This window comes from Pseudomonas sp. HMSC08G10, from assembly GCF_001808425.1.
GTDB classification, from domain to species: Bacteria; Pseudomonadota; Gammaproteobacteria; order Pseudomonadales; family Pseudomonadaceae; genus Aquipseudomonas; species Aquipseudomonas guariconensis.
In genome coordinates this window covers 52654-74018 of the sequence record NZ_KV793335.1, presented here as the reverse complement: position 1 = coordinate 74018, position 21365 = coordinate 52654, and the positions used below count along the sequence as shown (strand labels likewise).

The 21365-nt window shown below is 62.1% G+C and carries 19 protein-coding genes and 1 pseudogene; 9 read left to right on the top strand and 11 right to left on the bottom strand.

The genetic code is table 11. The features are described from left to right. Window positions 1–46 precede the first annotated feature (46 nt). From cgtA to rplU, 3 genes are all read right to left on the bottom strand, one after another. Window positions 47–1270, bottom strand: a complete 1224-nt coding sequence (gene cgtA / locus HMPREF3173_RS22380; protein WP_043208475.1) for an Obg family GTPase CgtA — start codon at window positions 1268–1270, stop codon at window positions 47–49. A gap of 188 nt (window positions 1271–1458) precedes the next feature. Further along, on the bottom strand, window positions 1459–1716 hold the full coding sequence (rpmA, locus tag HMPREF3173_RS22375; RefSeq protein ID WP_043208473.1) for a 50S ribosomal protein L27: 258 nt from the start codon (window positions 1714–1716) through the stop codon (window positions 1459–1461). Window positions 1717–1753: 37 nt separating this feature from the next. Next, window positions 1754–2068, bottom strand: coding sequence for a 50S ribosomal protein L21 (rplU, locus tag HMPREF3173_RS22370; RefSeq protein WP_003247466.1), 315 nt, complete (start codon window positions 2066–2068; stop codon window positions 1754–1756). Between the two features lie 246 nt (window positions 2069–2314). Between rplU and HMPREF3173_RS22365 the strand changes: the two genes are divergently transcribed. The 3 genes from HMPREF3173_RS22365 to HMPREF3173_RS22355 all read left to right on the top strand — a co-directional run bounded on the left by HMPREF3173_RS22365 (window position 2315) and on the right by HMPREF3173_RS22355 (window position 4173). Beyond that, entirely contained in the window at window positions 2315–3283 is a 969-nt protein-coding gene (locus HMPREF3173_RS22365) for a polyprenyl synthetase family protein (RefSeq protein WP_043208470.1), read from the top strand. Window positions 3284–3443: 160 nt separating this feature from the next. After that, a complete protein-coding gene (locus HMPREF3173_RS22360; RefSeq protein ID WP_043208469.1) occupies window positions 3444–3785 on the top strand; it encodes a zinc ribbon domain-containing protein YjdM in 342 nt (113 codons plus the stop codon). Window positions 3786–3927: 142 nt separating this feature from the next. Continuing rightward, complete coding sequence (locus HMPREF3173_RS22355) at window positions 3928–4173, top strand: PA4570 family protein (RefSeq protein WP_043208467.1); 246 nt, start codon at window positions 3928–3930, stop codon at window positions 4171–4173. A 95-nt stretch (window positions 4174–4268) separates the two neighbouring features. Here HMPREF3173_RS22355 and HMPREF3173_RS22350 read toward each other — a convergent pair whose 3' ends face one another. From HMPREF3173_RS22350 to HMPREF3173_RS22330, 5 genes are all read right to left on the bottom strand, one after another. Beyond that, complete coding sequence (locus tag HMPREF3173_RS22350; RefSeq protein WP_070576849.1) at window positions 4269–4886, bottom strand: BamJ family beta-barrel-assembly machinery protein; 618 nt, start codon at window positions 4884–4886, stop codon at window positions 4269–4271. A 93-nt stretch (window positions 4887–4979) separates the two neighbouring features. Beyond that, window positions 4980–5285: a DUF6482 family protein gene (locus tag HMPREF3173_RS22345; protein ID WP_043208462.1), complete on the bottom strand. Its 306-nt coding sequence runs from the start codon at window positions 5283–5285 to the stop codon at window positions 4980–4982. A gap of 138 nt (window positions 5286–5423) precedes the next feature. Beyond that, entirely contained in the window at window positions 5424–5912 is a 489-nt protein-coding gene (locus HMPREF3173_RS22340) for a TIGR00645 family protein (protein ID WP_043208460.1), read from the bottom strand. Window positions 5913–6075: 163 nt separating this feature from the next. Beyond that, window positions 6076–6414, bottom strand: coding sequence for a PA4575 family protein (locus tag HMPREF3173_RS22335; protein WP_043208458.1), 339 nt, complete (start codon window positions 6412–6414; stop codon window positions 6076–6078). A gap of 162 nt (window positions 6415–6576) precedes the next feature. Continuing rightward, window positions 6577–9015: a Lon protease family protein gene (locus HMPREF3173_RS22330; RefSeq protein ID WP_070576847.1), complete on the bottom strand. Its 2439-nt coding sequence runs from the start codon at window positions 9013–9015 to the stop codon at window positions 6577–6579. Between the two features lie 263 nt (window positions 9016–9278). On the opposite strand from HMPREF3173_RS22330, the gene HMPREF3173_RS22325 reads away from it, so the two are divergent. The 4 genes from HMPREF3173_RS22325 to HMPREF3173_RS22310 all read left to right on the top strand — a co-directional run bounded on the left by HMPREF3173_RS22325 (window position 9279) and on the right by HMPREF3173_RS22310 (window position 12763). After that, window positions 9279–9767: a DUF3015 domain-containing protein gene (locus HMPREF3173_RS22325; protein ID WP_043208451.1), complete on the top strand. Its 489-nt coding sequence runs from the start codon at window positions 9279–9281 to the stop codon at window positions 9765–9767. 80 nt (window positions 9768–9847) lie between these two features. Beyond that, window positions 9848–11701 (top strand): Lnb N-terminal periplasmic domain-containing protein, encoded by a 1854-nt coding sequence (locus tag HMPREF3173_RS22320; RefSeq protein ID WP_070576844.1) that lies wholly within the window; start codon window positions 9848–9850, stop codon window positions 11699–11701. Between the two features lie 141 nt (window positions 11702–11842). Further along, complete coding sequence (locus HMPREF3173_RS22315) at window positions 11843–12199, top strand: hypothetical protein (protein WP_043208447.1); 357 nt, start codon at window positions 11843–11845, stop codon at window positions 12197–12199. 66 nt (window positions 12200–12265) lie between these two features. Next, entirely contained in the window at window positions 12266–12763 is a 498-nt protein-coding gene (locus HMPREF3173_RS22310; RefSeq protein WP_070576841.1) for a GreA/GreB family elongation factor, read from the top strand. 91 nt (window positions 12764–12854) lie between these two features. Here HMPREF3173_RS22310 and gdhA read toward each other — a convergent pair whose 3' ends face one another. The 3 genes from gdhA to HMPREF3173_RS22295 form a co-directional block, all read right to left on the bottom strand. Beyond that, entirely contained in the window at window positions 12855–14195 is a 1341-nt protein-coding gene (gene gdhA / locus HMPREF3173_RS22305) for an NADP-specific glutamate dehydrogenase (RefSeq protein ID WP_070576838.1), read from the bottom strand. A gap of 292 nt (window positions 14196–14487) precedes the next feature. Further along, a complete protein-coding gene (gene ettA, locus HMPREF3173_RS22300) occupies window positions 14488–16155 on the bottom strand; it encodes an energy-dependent translational throttle protein EttA (protein WP_043208442.1) in 1668 nt (555 codons plus the stop codon). Window positions 16156–16405: 250 nt separating this feature from the next. Then, window positions 16406–16798, bottom strand: coding sequence for a hypothetical protein (locus HMPREF3173_RS22295; RefSeq protein ID WP_070576835.1), 393 nt, complete (start codon window positions 16796–16798; stop codon window positions 16406–16408). A gap of 241 nt (window positions 16799–17039) precedes the next feature. Here HMPREF3173_RS22295 and HMPREF3173_RS22290 point away from each other — a divergent pair, with 241 nt between their 5' ends. Further along, on the top strand, window positions 17040–20864 hold the full coding sequence (locus HMPREF3173_RS22290) for a sensor domain-containing protein (RefSeq protein WP_070577123.1): 3825 nt from the start codon (window positions 17040–17042) through the stop codon (window positions 20862–20864). 226 nt (window positions 20865–21090) lie between these two features. Beyond that, window positions 21091–21365: pseudogene (gene glyA, locus HMPREF3173_RS25170) on the top strand (serine hydroxymethyltransferase); the annotation flags it as partial.

Genomic DNA, 21365 nt, shown 5'->3' with positions numbered 1-21365 from the left:
ACAAAAACGCCGCTCGTTTGAGCGGCGTTTAGTGTACTGCAACCGATCAGTCGCGCACGTAAATGATTTCCGGACCGTCTTCGTCGTCCTCGAAATCATCCCAGTCATCGTCGTCGCCGATGTCGTGCACGCTCTTGACGCCGGTGCGGCGCAGAGTACGCGCGTCATCCAGCGCCTGCAGCTGGGCACGGGCTTCATCTTCGATACGCTGATCGAGCTCGGCCAGCTCTTCGGCGTAGGCCGGGTCGTTGGCCAGGCGGTCGGCGCGGTCTTCCAGGTAACGCATCAGGTCGTGGCTGAGCTGCTCGGTGCCCTGCTTGGCAATGGCCGAAATCACATAGACCGGACCATCCCAGTTCAAGCGCTCGACGACTTCCTTGACGCGCTCTTCGCGCTCATCGTCCATGATCATGTCGGCCTTGTTCAGCACCAGCCAACGCTCACGATCGACCAAAGCCGGGCTGAACTGCGCCAGCTCGTTGAGGATGATTTCAGCGGCATCGGCCGGGCTGCTGCCGTCCAGTGGCGCCAGGTCGACCAGGTGCAACAGCACACGGGTGCGCGCCAGGTGCTTGAGGAAGCGGATACCCAGGCCGGCGCCATCGGAAGCACCTTCGATCAGGCCCGGGATGTCGGCGATGACGAAACTCTTCCAGCGGTCGACGCTGACCACACCCAGGTTCGGCACCAGGGTGGTGAACGGGTAGTCGGCAACCTTCGGCTTGGCTGCGGAAACCGCACGGATGAAGGTGCTCTTGCCCGCATTCGGCAAGCCCAGCAGACCGACGTCGGCCAGGACCTTCAGCTCCATCTTCAGGTCGCGCTGCTCACCCGGTTTGCCTGGCGTGGTCTGACGCGGCGCGCGGTTGGTGCTGGACTTGAAACGGGTGTTGCCAAGGCCGTGCCAGCCGCCCTGGGCGACCATCAGCTTCTGCCCCGGCGTGACCAGATCACCGATCACCTCCTGGGTCGAGGCGTCGATCACGGTGGTGCCGACCGGCACACGCAGGAACAGGTCTTCACCTTTCTTGCCGGTGCAGTCGGTGCTGCCACCGTTCTGACCACGCTGGGCTTCGTGGTGGCGGGTGTAGCGGTAGTCGACCAGAGTGTTGAGGTTCTCATCGGCAACCATGTACACCGAGCCGCCGTCGCCACCATCACCACCGTTGGGGCCACCGTTCTCGATGAACTTCTCGCGGCGGAAGCTCATGCAACCATTGCCGCCGTCACCGGCCTTGACCCGGATCGATACTTCGTCAACAAACTTCATAAAAACCGCCTCTCGTCTTCCGACGAGCTGAATGACTCAATTACATGAGGCTCTTGCAAAAATGAGCGCGGCGGCCCCGTACGACCGTAGAAACCCACGCCGGCAGCCCATACAAACAGCTTTGCAAGAGGCTCACCACAAACGAAAAAGCCCCGTCGCATGACGGGGCTTCTCCAGCGACAGCGCGATTAGGCCGCGACGACGCTTACGTAACGACGACCGAACTCGCCTTTCTTCTCGAACTTGATCACGCCTTCGATCTTGGCGAACAGGGTGTGATCCTTGCCCATACCAACGCCGTAGCCGGCGTGGAATTCGGTGCCGCGCTGGCGGACGATGATGTTGCCTGGCTTGATAACCTGGCCACCATACATCTTCACGCCAAGGCGTTTCGATTCTGAGTCGCGACCGTTACGAGTACTACCACCAGCCTTTTTGTGTGCCATGGTTCAATTCTCCAATAAATTCAGGGGATCGGGGCGATTAAGCCTGGATACCGGTGATTTTGATTTCGGTGAACCACTGGCGGTGGCCCATGCGCTTCATGTGGTGCTTACGACGACGGAACTTGATGATGCGAACCTTGTCGTGACGGCCTTGCGAAACGACTTCGGCCACAACCTTGGCACCTGCGACGACTGGAGCGCCGATGGTGACTTCTTCGCCGTTGGCGACCAGCAGAACGCGATCGAAGGTCACGGATTCGCCAGTAGCGACTTCCAGCTTCTCGATCTTGAGGAATTCACCTTCAGCGACTTTGTACTGCTTGCCGCCGGTAACGATTACTGCGTAAGACATTGGGTATTTCTCCGATAATCCTGCTCACCCAGCGCTTTATATGATGAGTATTGGCTGGCATGGCTGCACTGGGCTGGAACGGCCCGGTGCAATTGCGTAAGGCAGGTGCTGCCCAGGAAGTTAGGGTGCGCGATTGTACGCAACCCAATAAATGCTTGCAAGTGGCGGCCAGGGGCCACGGGCACCGCGCCTTGACACACCGGGACCCGCGACCTAGCATGCCGCGCAACCTCAATGGAGCAGCCGATGCAACCCCAAACCTTCTACCGCGCGGTAGCTGACGATTTCAGCGCCGTCGACGAGATCATCAAGAAGCAGCTGACCTCGCGCGTGCCGCTGGTATCGAAGATCGGCGACTATATCACGTCCGCTGGCGGCAAGCGCCTGCGCCCATTGCTGGTGCTGCTGTGCGGCAAGGCCCTGGGTCGTGAAGGCGACGACCTGCGCTTGCTCGCGGCGACCATCGAGTTCCTGCACACCGCCACCTTGCTGCACGATGACGTGGTCGACATGTCCGGTATGCGCCGTGGCCGCTCCACCGCCAACGCCCTGTGGGGCAACGCCCCGAGCGTGCTGGTCGGCGACTTCCTCTATTCGCGCTCGTTCGAGATGATGGTCGAGCTGGGCTCGATGCCGGTCATGCAGATCCTCTCCAAGGCCACCCGGGTGATCGCCGAGGGCGAGGTGCTGCAACTGTCGCGAGTTCGCGATGCCAGCACCACCGAAGAGGTCTACATGGATGTCATCCGCGGCAAGACCGCGATGCTGTTCGAGGCCTCCACCCACAGCGCCGCTGCACTGGCCGGCGCCAGCGACGAGCAGCGCGAAGCCCTGCGCACCTTCGGTGACCATCTGGGCGTGGCCTTCCAGCTGGTCGACGACCTGCTGGACTACAAAGGCGACTCGCAGACCCTGGGCAAGAACGTCGGCGACGACCTGGCCGAGGGCAAGCCAACCCTGCCGCTGATCTACACCATGCGCGAAGGCACCGCCGAACAGGCCGCCCTGGTACGCCAGGCGATTCAGAAAGGCGGTATCGAGGACTTGGAGCAGATCCGCATCGCCGTGGAAGCCTCCGGCGCCTTGGACTATACCGCCCAGCTCGCCCGTGACTACGTCAAGCGCGCCATCGAATGCCTGGAAGTGCTGCCAGCCAGCGAATACCGTGACGCACTGATCGAACTGAGCGAGTTTGCCGTAGCCCGTACCCACTAAGATCGCATCGCCCTCATTCGCGGGTAACTCCGCCCCACAGATTGTGCCGCGTCTGTGGGAGCGGGGTTACCCGCGAATGCGTTTGCACAGGCAAAACACACTACCCGATCAAAACCTTATACAATGTGGGCCTTAATCCCGCTTGTCTTGAGGAACCCCTGTGAGCACTTTGCCACCTTGCCCCAAATGCAACTCCGAATACACCTATGAGGATGGCACTCAGCTGATCTGCCCCGAATGCGCCCACGAATGGTCGGCCAATGGCGAAGCCGAAGCCGCCAGCGACGACGTGGTGAAAAAGGATTCGGTCGGCAATGTCCTGCAGGACGGCGACACCGTCACGGTCATCAAGGACCTCAAGGTCAAAGGATCTTCCCTGGTGGTGAAGGTCGGCACCAAGGTCAAGAATATCCGCCTGTGCGATGGCGACCACGATATCGACTGCAAGATCGACGGCATCGGCGCCATGAAGCTGAAGTCCGAGTTCGTACGCAAGGTCTGACCCCGCACCGGGGCCGCCACCCGGGCGGCCCCTCAGGTCTGCGACAAGTCCCTACCCCGCTCGGAAGAAAACTTCCAATAGGGCCTTGCTATTCTAATAATAAGAATTATTCTCATTGGAACCCGTTCCAAGGAGAACAGCCATGACCTATCTGATCGATGCCTGGCTCGACCGGCCTCACCCCTACCTGCGCATTCTGCATCGCGAAACAGGCGAAGTCTGTGCCGTGCTCGAGCAAGACGCGCTCGATGAGCTGCGCGACCAGGGTGACCTGGACCTCAATGGCCTGAATTCAAGCGAGCCGGGAGTGCTCAAGGAGTTGGTGCGAAATCTGTTTCTGTATTGTTATGCACGGGCATTGCGCCCCGGGGGAACAGAGTGGAACTGATGCCACAGGCTTGGCCAACTCCCGCACGCGCTGAATGCACGGCACCTGCGGGAGCGGGCTTGCCCGCGACTGGGCCGCAATGCGGCCCGACGGCATTACAGAACGTCGAGCAGCTCGACGTCGAACACCAGTACGCTGTGCGGCGGGATGCTGCCGACGCCCTGGGCGCCATAGGCCAGCTCGCTCGGCACGTACAGACGCCATTTGCTGCCGGCATTCATCAGTTGCAGCGCCTCGGTCCAGCCCGCGATGACACCACCGACCGGGAATTCGGCCGGCTGGCCACGATCGTAGGAGCTGTCGAACACAGTGCCGTCGATCAGGGTGCCGTGATAGTGGGTACGCACGTTGTCTTCGCGAGTCGGCTTGGCGCCTTCGCCTGCGGTCAGGACTTCGTACTGCAGGCCCGACGCCAGGGTGACGATGCCGTCACGCTTGGCGTTATCGACCAGGAACTGCTTGCCAGCGGCAGCAGCAGCTTCGGCCTTGGCAGCCGCTTCGGCTTGCATCACCTCACGGATGACCTTGAAGCTGGCCGACAGGTCGGCTTCGCTGACACGGCTCTCGGCACCGTTGAACGCGTCGGTCAGGCCGGCCAGGATGGCGTCCAGGCTGACGCCTGGTGGCGGGTTGTCACGCAGTTGACCGCCCAGCTGACGGCCAATGCCATAGCTGACGCGCGTTTCGTCGGTGCTCAGGTTCAGTTCGGACATTTCACTCTCCGCTTGAGGGCGAAGGAAATCCGCCCTGCATGAAAAAGGGCGAGAAGCCTAGCACACAGCGGCGCAGTGATTCAGCTATCAGGGCTACCAAGCCGAACGCTGGGAGATCGGCACCTTCAAGTCCTCTTCCGGATGCGAGCCCATTCCGCACATTTCGTCCTGGACCGACCAGTGCACCAGGTTCATCGACAACATCGGCAGAGCGTTGAGCAGTTGCCGCGCATCCTCCACCGAATGCACCCGCAACCGTTCGCCACGACCATCTGCCAGTGGGTGGGCATGGCCCTGGATCCGGGCCTCGAGCAGATAATCACCGCCTTCGATGGCGATCAGATTGAGTTCCTCGACATGGCCAGCCCTGGCTTCGACATTGAGCTGATGCAGGTTCATGAGAGCACCTCACAAGTGGGAACCACGCATGACTGCTCATTTTTTGTACACTCGTTGAAAAATCACAAGCCATGAGCGCAACCGCCCGTCCGTTTGGCAACGGACGGGCGGCGGCTAGATGCTCGGCAACAGCGTCGATCAGTGCTTGGTGAGCTTGTCCAGGTAACCCATGACGAACGCCGAGACCACGAAGGTCATGTGGATGATCACATACCACATCAGGTAGTCGGTGGAGATGTTCTGGGCATCCATGAATACCCGCAGCAGATGGATCGAGGAGATCGCCACGATGGAGGCCGCGACTTTCATCTTCAGCGAAGAAGAATCCATCTTGCCCAGCCAGTTGAGCTTCTCTTTGTTGTCGTCGATGTCCAACTGCGAGACGAAGTTTTCGTAGCCAGAGATCATCACCATCACCAGCAGGCCGCCGACCAGCGACATGTCGATCAGCGACAGGATCACCAGAATCAGGTCGGCTTCGCTCAGCGCGAAGACATTGGGCAGGACGTGGATGACTTCCTGGAAGAATTTCAGCGCCAGGGCCAGCAGGCCCAGGGACAGGCCGAAATAGATCGGAGCGAGCAGCCAGCGCGAGGCATACATCGCATTTTCAAGGATACGTTCCATGGGGAGATAGAGACTCGTCAGATGGCGAAAAAGCGAGCGCGAGTATAGCTACCCCTCCGGGACAGCAAAAGCCTGGAGCCCAGAGCGTCGCGGGTTAACCGCCTCCACCGGTGGAGGCGACGCCCCATGCTCCAGGCGGCCGAACGCAACGACTGCCGAGCAATCAGGTCTCGGGATGGAACTGGTAATCCCCCAGGTTGCGACAGCGCTCGCCATTGATCCGCCGCAACTGCGCTTGCAGGTGCAGGCACCAAATCTGCGGGTCGTCAGCGACCTGATAACCATGCAAGGTCAGGCTGTCGACGATGGCATTGAGCACCGACTCGGCGACCAGTGGACCATGGAATGGTCCTTGAGCCTTGATGGCCGAAGGTTGCTCTCCCTCCATCCCGGCAGCGAAGAGCAAGGTCCACATCCCGGTGTCGCCGGCCAGCGGACGGATACTGCATTCGATACGCGTCACCAGGCCCAGGCACTGGCGGGTGAGGCTGAGGTTGCGCATGGCGGCGTCCCCTCTGTGAAGCCTTGTTCAGCCCGAAGACTTCGGGCTGTTTCCATCCTGAACGCTGATGCCGTCCTAAGTTCCAGCATAGAAGACCCACACAAAAAGATGGAAAACCGGCGCTGAACGGTAGCCATTTGCCTCCAGCGCCGGTTTATTGACTCAAGCAGGATTCGCTTGGGCCACGACCTCCTCCATGCGCTCTTTCTCGGCTTCCTTGATGTCTTCCTCGCTGATCATCTCGGCAATCACCCGCAAGCGCTCGACCACCCGCGCATTGACGCTGCCTTCAGGGAACTGGCCCTTCTCGTCAGGTGCTCCAGCCTCCTCGCCCACCAGCAGGCTCAGGGCCTCGTCGGCCTGGCTGACGGCATAGACGTGGAACCGTCCGGCCTCGACCGCCTGGACCACCCGCTCATCAAGCATCAGCGTGGCGACGTTGGCACGCGGGATGATCACGCCTTGCTCGCCCGTCAGGCCGCGTGCTTCACAGAGCCGGAAGAAGCCTTCGATCTTCTCGTTGACACCTCCCACCGCCTGCACTTCACCGAACTGGTTGATCGAGCCGGTGATGGCGAAGCACTGCTTGAGCGGAGTGCGGGACAAGGCCGAGATCAAGGTGCAGACTTCGCCGAGCGATGCGCTGTCCCCGTCGACATATCCATAGGACTGCTCCAGCGCGATGCTCGCCGAAATCGCCAGCGGGAACTCCTGGGCATAGCGGCTACCCAGGTAACCGGTGAGGATCATCACGCCCTTGGAGTGAATCGGCTGGCCCAGGTTGACTTCGCGCTCGATGTCGACAATGCCGCTGCCGCCCGGGTAGACGGTGGCGGAGATCCGCGCCGGCATGCCGAACGCCGAATCCCCGACCTCGAGCACGGTCAGGCCGTTGCACTTGCCGATGGCCGCGCCCTCGGTGTCGATCAGGATGATGCCGGCGAGCATGTCGTCGAGCACTCGCTGCGACACCCGCCCGGTGCGCGTGGCCTTGGCCTTGAGGGCGCGTTCGATGTGCCCGGCGTCGGTCATGTCCTCGCTGGCCAGCTGACGGATGAAGTCCGCCTCGCTGACCAACTGGAACAGGTCACCGATACGCGCCGACAGGCGCGACTGGTTCTCCGCAAGACGGGCGCTGTAGGTGGCCAGCCTTGCCACGGCATCGCTGGTCAGCGGGGCCATGCCTTCCTCATTGGTGCGGGTGCGCAGCAACTGGGCGAACTGCTCGAGGTTCTCGTCGACCATCGGCATGTCTTCGTCGAAGTCCACCAGCACCCGGAACATCTCCTGGAAGTCCGAGTCGTGGTCCTGCAGCGCGTAGTACAGCTGGCGAGAACCGATGATGACCAATTTGATGGTGAGCGGGATCATCTGCGGCGCGAGGGTCACGCTGGCGACCCGTCCCAGTTCGCCCAGCGGCGACTCCATCTTCAGCTTGCGCGATTGCAGGGCGCGCTTGAGGGCGTCCCAGACGAACGGCTCGCCGAGCATCTTCTCCGCTTCGAGGATCAGGAAGCCGCCATTGGCCCGGTGCAGCGCACCAGGGCGCAGCTGGCGATAGGAGGTATAGAGCGCGCCCTGGTCGGTGCTGTACTCGATACGGCCGAACAGGTTGTCGTAGGTCGGGTGCGGCTCGAACACCATCGGTGCTCCGCCGCTGACATGATGACCGACCACCAGGCTCGGGGCGTATTGCTCCTCGAGCATCTTGCGCGCCACGGCGTCGGTCTTGCTGTCGTCGACCAGTTGCTCCACCACGGTACGCAGCAGGTTCAATTGCATGGACTGCAGGTAAGCGCAGACGGCCGCATTCTCTGCGTATTTTTCAGACAGCGGCGCCAGCAGCGGCTGAAGGGCCAGGGTGATGGTTTCTTCGTTGAGCTGACGCAGCTGGTTGTTCGATTCGCGCTTCCACTGAGGCAGGCTGGCCAGCTCCTCATTGAGGCGCTCCTCAAGTGCGGCGATGTCCTCGTGGAACTGCTCGCGCACCTCCTCGGGCAGTTGAGCGAACTCGGCCTCGTCCAGGGCCTTGCCATCGGCCATGGGCGTGAAGGCGACGTTGCTGGCGTCGCGGTACAGGGCCACGTCCTTTTCCAAAGACGCCCGCTCGATCACGTCCAGGGCGCGGTCATAGCGCTGGTTAAAGGCCCGGTCGATCGCGCCTTTCTTCTGTTGGTAGGACGGATGCTCGAACACTGCCGGGAACGTGGCCAGCAGGTTGTCGATCAGGCCGTTCATGTCGGTGATGAATTCGTTGGCGCTGCCAGCCGGCAGCTCCAGTGCCCGTGGCTCGCGGGTGTCGTCGAAGTTGTTGACGTAGACCCAGTCAGACGGCGTCTGCTGGCGTTTGCCCTCAGCCTTGAGGTAACGCTTGACGAACGAGAAGCGGCCGGTGCCCGGCTCGCCCATGACATACACGTTGTAGCCTGGGCGCGGCATGGCCACGCCGAACTGCAGGGCCTCTACGGCACGCTCTTGGCCCAGGACCCCTCGAAACGGCTCCAGATCGTCGGTGGTGGAAAAGGCAAACTGCTCAGCGGAGAAACGCCGGGTCAGGGCTTCGGGCGCGAGACGCAGGCGCGAGGCGACAGAATCGGGCATGGGGTTTCCTTACTTCGGCGGGGCGGATGAAAGGCATTCTGGCGCTGCCCGCGCGCTGCTTGCAAGGCTTGGCGGGACTTTATGTCGCAGCCCAGCCAATGCGAATGCGCAAGCAATTTTTCGCAATAAATAACGCAACCTTTGGATCGTGCCTAAACTCCAACCTGCGCGGGTGGGCGTATTTGCTTTCCCGACCTGGCAACCGCGTTGCCAGAACCCTGACCATTGGTACGTCTACTGAAACCGAAAAAGAGAACAAAGCTATGAAACGGATTCTTCTGGGTACTCTGTTCGCCGCTGTTTCGATCAATGCCATGGCGGAAGCGCCGGGCGGCCCGAACTGCGGCTGGGGCAACTTGCTGTTCGAGGGCCAGCGCGGTACACCGGCCCACTTCCTGGCTTCCACCACCAACGGCACTTCCGGCAACGCGACCTTCGGCATGACCTCTGGTACCAACGGCTGCTCGACCAAGGCAGCGCTCACCTATGGCGGCAAGTCCTGGTTCGCCATGAACGGCATGATGAACGAGCTCTCCGAGGACATGGCCCAGGGCCAGGGCGAAGCCCTGACCACCTATGCCGTGGTTCTTGGTGTGGCACCTGAAGACCGCGCGCACTTCGCCGCTGTCACCCACCAGCACTTCAGTGAAATCTTCAGCAGCGCCGACGTCACTGCCGAGACCGTGCACAGCAACACGCTCGCTGTTCTCAAGAGCGATCCACGCCTGGCCAAATACGCCACCGAGGCTTGAGGCCTGCCCTTTCCCGCCCCGGTTTCGGGGCGGGTTCGGTCACTTTCACCTTCGGCATCATCCAGACGTAGTTGCCCGATATGCTCAAACGCCTCGCTTCCCTGGCGCTGGTCGCCAGTGCTCCACTTCATGCCGCGCCACAGCTCGATCAGGCGCGAGTCCAACAACTGGCCTCGACCCCTTACTGGATTGCCCTGGGCCACTACGAGACGGCCAAGCTCGGTGGCTGGCGCAGCTATGTGGACGATGACGCGTTCTTCCTGGCCCCCGATGGCGCCCATCATCCCGATCAGGAGCTCGAGGCCACGGTCCAAGCGCTGTATGCCCCGGCCAGCCTGGGTGACAAACATGCCCAATGCGTCTTCCCTGCGCGCACCCGCTGGCTGCGTGAGCAACTGCAGCTCACGGACTTGCCTCAACCGAACTGCCAGGAATTCGCCACCTGGTACAAATCCATCGACCCGCACAGCGCCGTGCTGGTGTTTCCGGCGGCCTACCTGAACAGCCCTTCGTCGATGTTCGGCCATACCTTGCTGCGCATCGACCAGTCCAATACCCGCAGCGACGACACCACGCTGCTGAGCTACGCGATCAACTTCGGTGCTTATATCGAAGGCAGCGACAACAGCATTCTCTATGCCTGGAAGGGGCTGATGGGCGGTTATCCTGGCCTGTTCGCCCTGATGCCCTATCAGGAAAAACTCTCCGAGTACCGCAGCCTGGAAAACCGCGACCTGTGGGAATACCAGTTGGACCTGACCCCCGAAGAGACCGGGCGTATGGTCGAGCATGTGTGGGAACTCAAGCAGATCCAGTTCGATTACTTCTTCTTCGATGAGAACTGCTCCTACCGCCTGCTGGAGTTGTTGCAGGTGGCCCGCCCCAGCCTGGACCTCACCTCGCAGTTCCCGCTGACCGCCATCCCCACCGACACGGTCAAGGCGGTCAAGCAGTCCGGCCTGGTCGCCAGCGTCCATTACCGCCCCTCCCGCGAGCGTGAACTGCTGGCCCGCGCCGAATCACTGGATCACGACGAAAAGCAGCAGGTGCTGGCCGTCAGTGCCGATACCGCAGAACTAAAGGCCCCCGCCTTCACCGCCCTGCCCCGCGAACGCCAGGCCCTCGTGCAGGACGCCGCCTACCGACTGGAGCGTTACCGCGCCAATGGCCAGGTCCGTGACCCGGCCCAGGCCCGGCGCAGCTTCGAACTGTTGCAGGCGATCAACCGCAACCCGCCACCGCCACTGGCAATCGAGCGGCCGGGCCTGCCGGAGGACGGTCATCAGTCACGCACCTGGCAACTGGGCGTCGGCACCCGCGACGACCGCGCCTACGCCGAATACGGCCTGCGCATGGCCTACCATGACCTCAACGACAATGCCTACGGTTTCCCGCTGGGCGCGCAGATCGAGATCCTGCAGCTCAAGCTGCGCCAGTACGAAAACAACGACTGGCAAGTGCAACGCCTGGACCTTGCGACCATCCGTTCCCTGACACCACGCAACGAACTGCTCCAGCCCTGGTCCTGGCAGGTAGCGGGAGGGCTCGAGCGGGTGCCGGGCAAGCATGACGACGAGGTCCTGGTCAGTCATGTCAACGGTGGCGCCGGTGCCACCTGGCAGCTGGCCGACGGCCTCTTGGGCTTCGCCCTGGGCACCGCGCGTATCGAGCACCACAACGACTTTGCCCAGTTCATCGCCCCGGCGGCAGGTTTCAACGGCGGGCTGTTGTGGCGCAACGGCCTGGGCAACCTGACCCTGGAGGCCAAAGGCGACTACTTCACCAATGGCGAGGTACGCCGCACCCTGAGCCTCAACCAGCAGTGGGAAATCAGCCAGAACCTTGGGTTGCGGTTAAGCGCCAGCCGCGAGTTCAGCCACCTGGCGACGGCGCAGAACGAGGTGATGCTGGAGTTGAAGTGGTACCACTACTGAGTCGCCCCTGTCCGTGTTAGCGGGTTTACCCGCTAACAAATCAGCAAACAGGAACACTGTGCGACTCATTGACACGGTTTTGACGCCCCACCGACAAATCGCCGCCTAGACTTTCCCGTATCGGTCAGAGGGTATGTGGTCATGCGTTGGTGTGGGGTCGGGTTGTGGATAACGTTGTCGCTCACCGGCTGCCAGTCAGCCCACCAGCACATGATCGACCAGGGCTATCCGCCCGCCTATGCCGATGGTTTCGAGGACGGCTGCAGCAGCGGTCGCCAGGCAGCCGGGCTGATGGTCGGGGGCTTTCGCAAGAACGTGGCGCGGTATCTGCACGAGCGCCAGTACGAAACCGGTTGGGACGACGGTTTTCGCCAGTGCAATGCAATGCAGTCCAACGAAGATCTACGCCAGTATCGCGAACGCTATTGGGATGAGCGCGACCGGCAATGGCAGCAGGAAAAAGACCGCGACGCCGCGCGCGCCTATCGCCGCCAATGAGTCGCAAACGGACAACCGTTGAAACCCGCACGCTGCCACCATGGTCTCCTGCACAAGGAGGCTTTCATGAGTCGAGCATTTGTCAACGAGGATCAGGCCGCTGACCAGGCCAGCCAACCGGTGGAGCGACGGGTCAGCGACCAGCCCAACTACGTCACCGCCAGCGGGCTCGCCCAGCTGCAGCAGCGCGTGGCCGAGCTCAACGCACTGCGCAACGAGCTCATGGCCCAGGGCGAGCGCGCCGACAAGCAGCGCCTGGCCGACAGCGAACGGGATTTACGGTATTTCTCTGCGCGGGTGCAAAGCGCCCAAGTCGTGCCCGCTGCCCATTCCACCGAAAAAGTGCAGATTGGCAGCCGGGTGACCTTCGTCGACGAAAATGACCAGCAACACACCGTGCAACTGGTGGGGGAAGACCAGGCCGACGCTACGCGTGGCCTGGTCAACTGGGGCTCACCGTTGGGCCGGGCGCTGCTGGGTGCGGGGCCCGGGGATGAAGTGCTGTGGCGACGACCGGCGGGGGATCAGTCGATCGAGGTCGTCAGCATCGAAGGCGAGCCCTGAAACAGCGTACGCCCTTTCCTCGGGCGACCCGCTCCTACAAGCTGAATCCTTGTCGGAGCAGGTGTACCCGCGAAAGGGTCGGTGATGGCTTTTAAACCACACCCTGGGCCAGCATGGCATCGGCGACCTTGACGAAGCCGGCGATGTTGGCGCCCTTGACGTAGTTGATGGTGCCATCGGCCTCTTCGCCGTAGTGCACGCAAGCGTGATGGATCGACTGCATGATGTTGTGCAGCTTGCTGTCCACCTCACCGGCAGTCCATAGCAGGCGCATGGCGTTCTGCGACATTTCCAGGCCCGAAACCGCCACGCCACCTGCGTTGGAGGCTTTGCCCGGCGCATACAGGATGCCCGCTTCCAGGAAGATATCCACCGCCTCGAGGGTGGTCGGCATGTTGGCGCCCTCGGCCACGCAGATGCAGCCGTTTTGCAGCAGGGTGCGGGCATCTTCGGCGTTGAGTTCGTTCTGGGTGGCGCATGGCAGCGCGATGTCGCATGGCAGGCTCCATGGCGTCTGGCCTTTGCGGAACTCCAGGCCGTACTGGCTGGCCATCTCGCTGATGCGGCCGCGCTTGACGTTCTTGAGTTCCATCAGCGCATCCCACTGCTCGTCGGTCAGGCCGGCTTCGCAGAACAAGGTGCCTTCGGAGTCCGACAGCGAAATGACCTTGCCGCCCAGGTCCATGACCTTGCGCGCGGCGTACTGGGCCACGTTGCCCGAACCGGAGATCGCCACACGGCGGCCATCGATACGCAGATCGCGGCGCTTGAGCATTTCTTCGGCGAAGTACACACACCCGTAACCGGTGGCTTCTGGGCGGATCAGGCTGCCACCGTAGGTCATGCCCTTGCCGGTCAGTACCGAGGTGAACTGGTTGGCCAGGCGCTTGTACTGGCCGAACATGTAGCCGATCTCACGGGCGCCGACCCCGATGTCACCGGCTGGCACGTCCAGGTCGGCGCCGATGTGACGATACAGCTCGCTCATGAAGGCCTGGCAGAAGCGCATGACTTCGGCATCGCTCTTGCCTTTCGGATCGAAGTCCGAGCCCCCCTTGCCGCCGCCCATGGGCAGCGAGGTCAGTGAATTCTTGAACACCTGCTCGAAGGCCAGGAACTTGAGCACCCCCAAGTTGACCGATGGGTGGAAACGCAGGCCGCCTTTGTAAGGGCCGATGGCGCTACTCATCTGGATGCGGTAGCCGCGATTGACTTGCACCTTGCCTTGGTCGTCGACCCACGAAACGCGGAACAGTACTGCACGCTCGGGCTCGACCATCCGCTCGAGAATACCGGCCTTGAGGTAGCGGGGGTTGGCTTCGAGGAAAGGCCACAGGCTGCGCAAAACTTCTTCCACGGCCTGGTGGAATTCAGGCTGGGCCGGGTCGCGCTGTTTCAGGCGGGCCAGGAAATCGTCGACGGATTCGATCATGGTAGACATCTCACCAAGAGGATTGGACTTATTGGTTTTTTTCGAGACTTTACCAAGAACCAATCGCACCGGAACAGGGCGAAATGTCGTTTTTTTGAAATTTTCTGGTGCAATTTCTATAACTGTATACAAACAACACGTTGCCAATCGGTGGGTTCAAGATCGGTTTGCCATCGCGCCCAACCTCAATACAAGGCCCTCTTCAACTGCCGCGCTCATGCGCAGCGCCCTTACGCGCCAGGCACAAAAATGGGGCCCCTGAGGGCCCCATTCTTGTGCAGCGTTTGCCGGCTTACTGGGCCAGCTTCTTGTGCCGTACCCGGTGCGGTTGGGCAGCAGCATCGCCCAGGCGTTTCTTGCGGTCGGCTTCGTACTCGGTGTAGTTGCCCTCGAAGAACACCACGTTCGAGTCGTCCTCATAGGCCAGGATATGAGTGGCCACACGGTCCAGGAACCAACGGTCGTGGGAGATCACGATCGCGGCGCCCGGGAAGTCCAGCAAGGCTTCCTCCAACGAACGCAGGGTTTCGACGTCGAGGTCGTTGGACGGTTCGTCGAGCAGCAGGACGTTGCCACCCTCCTTCAAGGTCAGGGCCAGGTGCAGACGGCCACGCTCACCGCCGGACAGGTCCTTCACGAACTTCTGCTGGTCGCCGCCTTTGAAGTTGAAACGGCCAACGTAGGTACGCGACGGGATTTCGTAGTTGCCGATACGGATCACGTCCGAGCCGTCGGAAATCTGCTGGAACACGGTCTTGCTGCCGTCCAGGTCCTCGCGGCTCTGGTCGACGCAGGCCAGTTGCACGGTCTCACCGATCTCGATGCTGCCCGAGTCCGGCTGCTCCTTGCCCATCAGCATGCGGAACAGGGTCGACTTACCGGCACCGTTACCACCGATCACACCGACGATGGCGCCCTTGGGCATGGAGAACGACAGGTTGTCGATCAGTACGCGATCGCCGTAGCCCTTGGTGACGTTCTTGAACTCGATGACTTTGTCGCCCAGGCGCGGACCGGCCGGGATGTAGATCTCGTTGGTCTCGCTGCGCTTCTGGAACTCTTGGGACTGCATCTCCTCGAAGCGTGCCAGACGAGCCTTGGACTTGGACTGGCGGGCCTTGGCGCCTTTGCGCACCCACTCCAGTTCTTCCTTCATGGCGCGTTCGTGGGCGCTCTGCTGCTTGGATTCCTGCTCCAGGCGCGCCGACTTGGCTTCCAGCCAGCCCGAGTAGTTGCCTTCGTACGGAATACCGGCGCCACGGTCCAGTTCGAGAATCCAGCCTGCAACGTTGTCCAGGAAGTAACGGTCGTGAGTGATCGCCACCACGGTCCCGGGGAAGTCGTGCAGGAAGTGCTCCAGCCAAGCCACCGAGTCGGCATCCAGGTGGTTGGTCGGTTCGTCCAGCAGCAGCATGTCGGGGGCCGACAGCAGCAGGCGGCACAGGGCCACACGGCGCTTCTCACCACCGGAGAGGTGCTCGATCTTGGCGTCCCATGGCGGCAGACGCAGGGCGTCGGCGGCGACTTCCAGCTGGCGCTCCAGGTTGTGGCCGTCGGAGGCCTGCAGGATCGCTTCGAGCTTGGCCTGCTCGGCAGCCAGCTTGTCGAAGTCGGCATCCGGCTCGGCGTAGGCGGCGTAGACCTCGTCCAGGCGTGCCTGGGCATCCTTGATCACGCTCACCGCTTCCTCGACGACCTCGCGGACGGTCTTGCTCGCGTCCAGCTGCGGCTCCTGGGGCAGGTAGCCGACATTGATGTCCGGCATCGGACGGGCTTCGCCGTCGAACTCCTTGTCGACGCCGGCCATGATGCGCAGCAGGGTCGACTTGCCCGCGCCGTTGAGGCCGAGCACACCGATCTTCGCGCCGGGGAAGAACGACAGGGAAATGTTCTTCAGGATTTCCCGCTTCGGCGGCACGACCTTGCTCAGCCGATGCATGGTGTAGACGTATTGAGCCAAAACCAAGCCCTCTATCAGAAAGGTAAAGACAACGACCCCGGCATGGGCCAGGGGGATGTGTTTACGGGGTGTCGTTGAACAAAGTGGGCCATTCTACGCCAAGTCGTGGCGTTTCACAGATGGCGGGGCGTCGAATGGGTGCATTGAAGGGCCAGTGCTCTGGCGAGGCCGTTCCCATCCGCACACGGGCTGTGCCGGAGGGAGCGGCCTTGAAGCCGCGACCGAGGGCGCAGCCTGCGGCCAGGCAAGCTTAGACGTGAGCTTGTTTGACCTTGCCGCGTGGCAGACGGCAACGGTCGTTCTGCTCGGCCAGGCGCGCAGCCCAGGCGGCCTTGACGCTGAAACCACCGGTGCGTGCCGGCTTGCTCGCACCTTGCTTGGCGGCTGGCTGGGCACCTGGTTTGGCGGCAGGTCCTGCCGAAGGCACAGCCACGGCAACCGACTCGACGGTCGCCTTGGCCGACTTGCGCAGCTCAGCCAGCGAAGGGCTCTTGCGCACCGCCGCGTTGGCAGCATCTGGCTTTGCCAGCGAACGCTGGCAGGACTTGCAGGATACGTCGTCGGTCACGGCAGTGCTGACCAGGGTCTGACTGCTGCGCCCACAGGCGGAATCGAGGCCATTGGTGGAATAGTGAGTAACCAAAACCGTACATCTCCAGAAGCGTTGACTATGAAGCGGCGCGCATTCTCGCACAGCTTGAAGGGTCTTGCCGAACAGGATGTCGACCATCGGCAGGGGACAGAAGAGTGGCACTTTGCCATAATTCAAGGCATGCTAGCCGGCTTGATGCGCCACTCTATAATAGTGCGCCCGGCGATATGCCCAGGCACGCCCCATGCATGTTCAGCCCCTGCCATCGCCAGCCCAATCGCAGGATCAACGCTTGACCAATCTCACTCAACCGCCCTCCCTGCGCCCTGCTGAAGCTGCCTCGGCTGGCAATCTGCGTGGCTCGCTCAAAGGCGCCCTGGCCTTGTTGGCCCTGGTCCTGCTCGCGTTGCTCCTGTGGCAACTGTTCTCGCAATACCGCCATACCCAAAACGACCTGCACCGCCAGAGCTTGGCAGCGAGCGCCCAGCTGGCCGATCACTTGAGCCTGAACATGGCCCTGAAGGCCGAACAGGCCGGGAACATTCTGCAACCTTACGTCAACGCCCCGACACTTTCGGCATTGCCTTCGGTGCTGCACGCGGTTCGTGACCGGCTTCCCAACCTGCAACAGCTGGCCTGGCTGGACGACAGCGGCAGGGTGGTGGCCGACAGTCTGGTCGGCAGCCCGGACCGTCAATCGATTGACGAGCTGCTGCAATTGAGTCAAGGCCGCCCGTACTTCTTCAGCAACACTGCAGACAATAACCAGATCTACCTGCTGCTGCGCCAGCCAGACGACCGCGGCTACTGGTTGTTGCGGCTCGCCCCTCGCTACTACCAGCAACTGTCCGAACACCTAAACGGCACGAGCCACCTCCTGTGGCTGCTGGAAAACAGCCGCAGCGGCACGGTTCTGGAGCGGCACGGAGCAGTGCCGCCGCCTAGCGAGCCGCTACAAAGCGTGATGCTGGCCTTCATCGACAATAGTGCTTGGCAACTGCGCGGTCTGTTCGACGCCGAGCAGGCACGTGCCGATCTGCTCCCTCCCCTGATCGGAAAGTGCTTGCTGGTGCTGTTCTGCGCCCTGCTGCCGGTGCTGGCCCTGATCAACATGCGTCGCCGCCATCGGGCGCTGCAAGAGGACCGCCGTCGCTACCAGGAAATCTTCGAAGGCACTGGCGTGGCATTGTGCGTGCTCGATCTGTCCAGCCTGCCTGGTCAGCTCGACCGTTACCACCTGCGCAACCATGCCGCCCTCAAGCAGAGCCTGGCCCTGGATGCCAATTTGCGCCGCTCGCTGCTGCAAGAGCTGAAGATCACCGAAATCAACGAAGTCGCACGCCAGCTGCTCAACGTGCATTGCCACGAGGGGGCCTGGCAGCGCCTGATCGACGGTAGCGGCGATGGCCGTGAAAGCGTCGGCATGCAACTGATCGATGCGCTGATCGAACAACGCAGCCTGCTGGAACTGGAAGTGCGCCTGCCCACGCCCACCAGCGGCGAGCTGCACCTTTGGCTGATGGCCCGCCTGCCCCAGCAGCGCCGGGACTACCAGGCGGTGATCCTGAGCATCAGCGACATCACCCGCCGCAAACAGGTCGAGCTGTCACTGCTCGAACGCGAGAGCTTTTGGTCGGACGTGGTGCGCACCGTTCCCGACCAGTTGTACGTGCAGGATGTGCATAGCCAACGGATCATCTTCAGCAATCGCCACCTCGGCCAGACCCTGGGCTACGACCGCGCCGAGCTTGCGCAGATGGGGGACCGCTTCTGGGAACTGCTGCTGCATCCGGAGGATGCCGAACACTACGAAACGCTACGCCAGCAGCAGCGTGAGACCGGTCACGGCCAGACCCTGCATTGCCAACTGCGCTTCCGCCACCGCGATGGCGGCTGGCGCTGCTACGAAATCCGCGAGCAGGTCCTGACCCGCGAGGCCAATGGCCAGGTGACACGCATCATCGGGGTGGGCAAGGACGTCACGGTGCAGATCGAAGCCAGTGAATCGCTGCGCGACAGCGAGCAGCGCTACCGCATGCTGGCAGAAAGCATCAGCGATGTGATCTTCTCCACCGACAGCCAGTTGCAACTGAACTATGTCAGCCCGTCGGTGCAGGCGGTGCTGGGCTATCAGGCCGACTGGATCTTCGAGCACGGCTGGCAATCGATCGTCGCCAACCCGTCCCAACTCACGGGCGTCTACACCCTGCTCGAGCGGGTCAGCAAGGCATTGCACGACAGCAAGCAGCTCGCCCAACTGCGCAGCCAGCTGCCCACCCAGTTGTTCCTGTTCGACTGTCTGCGCGCCGATGGCCGCAAGATTCCTATCGAGCTGCGCCTGGTGCTGGTCTGGGACGAACACGAACACTTCGAAGGCGTGCTCGGCGTCGGGCGTGACATCAGCCAGCAGCGCCGCGCCGAAAAAGACCTGCGCATGGCCGCGACGGTATTCGAGCATTCCACCTCGGCCATCCTCATCACCGACCCGGCCGGCTACATCGTGCAAGCCAACGAAGCATTCAGCCGAGTCAGCGGCTATGCGGTCAGCGAGGTGCTTGATCAACTGCCCGGCATGCTCACGGTCGACGCCCAGCAAGAGGCGCACCTGCGCTATGTGGTCAAGCAACTGCATCAGCGCGGTAGCTGGGAAGGCGAAGTCTGGCTCAAGCGTCGCAACGGCGAGCACTACCCGGCCTGGGTCGGCATTACCGCCGTGCTCGACGACGAGGGCGACCTGGCCAGCTATGTGTGCTTCTTCACCGACATCAGCGAGCGCAAGGCCAGTGAACAGCGCATCCACCGCCTGGCCTACTACGATGCCCTGACCCACCTGCCCAACCGGACCCTGTTCCAGGATCGCCTGTTCACCGCGTTGCAACAGGCCGAGCGCCACAAGTCCTGGGTGGTGTTGATGTTCCTGGACCTGGACCGTTTCAAGCCGATCAACGACTCCCTCGGCCACGCCGCGGGCGATCGCATGCTCAAGGACATGGCCCAGCGCCTGCTGGCTTGCGTCGACGATGACGATACCGTTGCGCGCATGGGCGGCGATGAGTTCACGCTGCTGCTGCAACCCAAGGCCAGCCGCGAGATGGCCCTGAACCGCGCTATTCACGTGGCCGAGAACATCCTCGGCAGCCTGGTGCGCCCGTTCGTCCTGGAAAACCGCGAGTTCTTCGTCACTGCCAGTATCGGCATCGCCCTCAGCCCGCAGGATGGCGGTGAGTTGAGCCAGTTGATGAAGAACGCCGACACCGCGATGTACCACGCCAAGGAGCGCGGCAAGAACAATTTCCAGTTCTACCAGGCCGACATGAACGCCAGCGCCCTGGAGCGCCTGGAGCTGGAAAGCGATCTGCGCCATGCCCTGGAGCAGAACGAGTTCATCCTCTACTACCAGCCGCAGTTCAGCGGAGACGGAAAACGCCTGACCGGAGCCGAGGCCTTGCTGCGCTGGCGTCACCCACGCCGAGGCTTGGTTCCACCGGGCGACTTCATTCCGGTCATCGAGGAGCTGGGCCTGGTGGTGGACGTCGGCGACTGGGTGCTGCGAGAAGCCAGCCGCCAGCTCAAAGCCTGGCACAAAGCCAAGCTGCGGGTGCCGAAGGTGTCGGTGAACATCTCGGCGCGGCAGTTCTCCGATGGCCAGTTGGGTACGCGCATCGCCACCATCCTCGAGGAAACCGGACTGCCCCCGGCATGCCTGGAGCTGGAACTGACCGAAAGTATCCTGATGCGCGAGGTCAACGAGGCGATGCAGATCCTGGACAGTCTGAAGAACCTCGGCCTGAGTATCGCGGTCGACGACTTCGGCACCGGCTATTCGTCGCTCAACTACCTGAAGCAGTTCCCCATCGACGTGCTGAAGATCGACCGCACCTTCGTCGATGGCCTGCCGGAAGGCGAGCAGGACGCCCAGATCGCCCGGGCGATCATCGCCATGGCCCACAGCCTGAACCTGGCGGTCATCGCCGAGGGGGTCGAGACTCACGAGCAGTTGGAGTTCCTGCGTGAGCACGACTGCGACGAAGTGCAGGGCTACCTGTTCGGCCGCCCCATGCCAGCCCACCAGTTCGAGGCGCAGTTCAGCCACGAGACGTTGTTCGTGTTCCAGTGAGCGAGGCGGTTCGCAGGTTTACCCGCAAAAGCGTCGCTTGACCGCCCCAGGCCAGCCGCAGGCAAAACCGGACTTTCGAGTCAACCTGCACAGGTGCGCAGCCCAGTCAGGGCGCGGGTTGCAACATGAACCCCATTGGTCTGCTACGTGACACCACTTCATATGCCAGTGGCGAATCAATCGGTTAGAATGCCCACCCAATTCAGCCCGATCCTTGAGGACCGCCATGTTCAGCCGTGATTTGACCATTGCCAAGTACGACGCCGAGCTCTTCGAAGCCATGCAGCAAGAAGCTCTGCGCCAGGAAGAGCACATCGAGCTGATCGCTTCGGAAAACTACACAAGCCCCGCCGTCATGGAAGCCCAGGGCTCGGTACTGACCAACAAGTACGCCGAAGGCTATCCAGGCAAGCGCTACTACGGTGGCTGCGAGTACGTCGACGTCGTCGAGCAACTGGCCATTGACCGTGCCAAGCAGCTGTTCGGCGCCGACTACGCCAA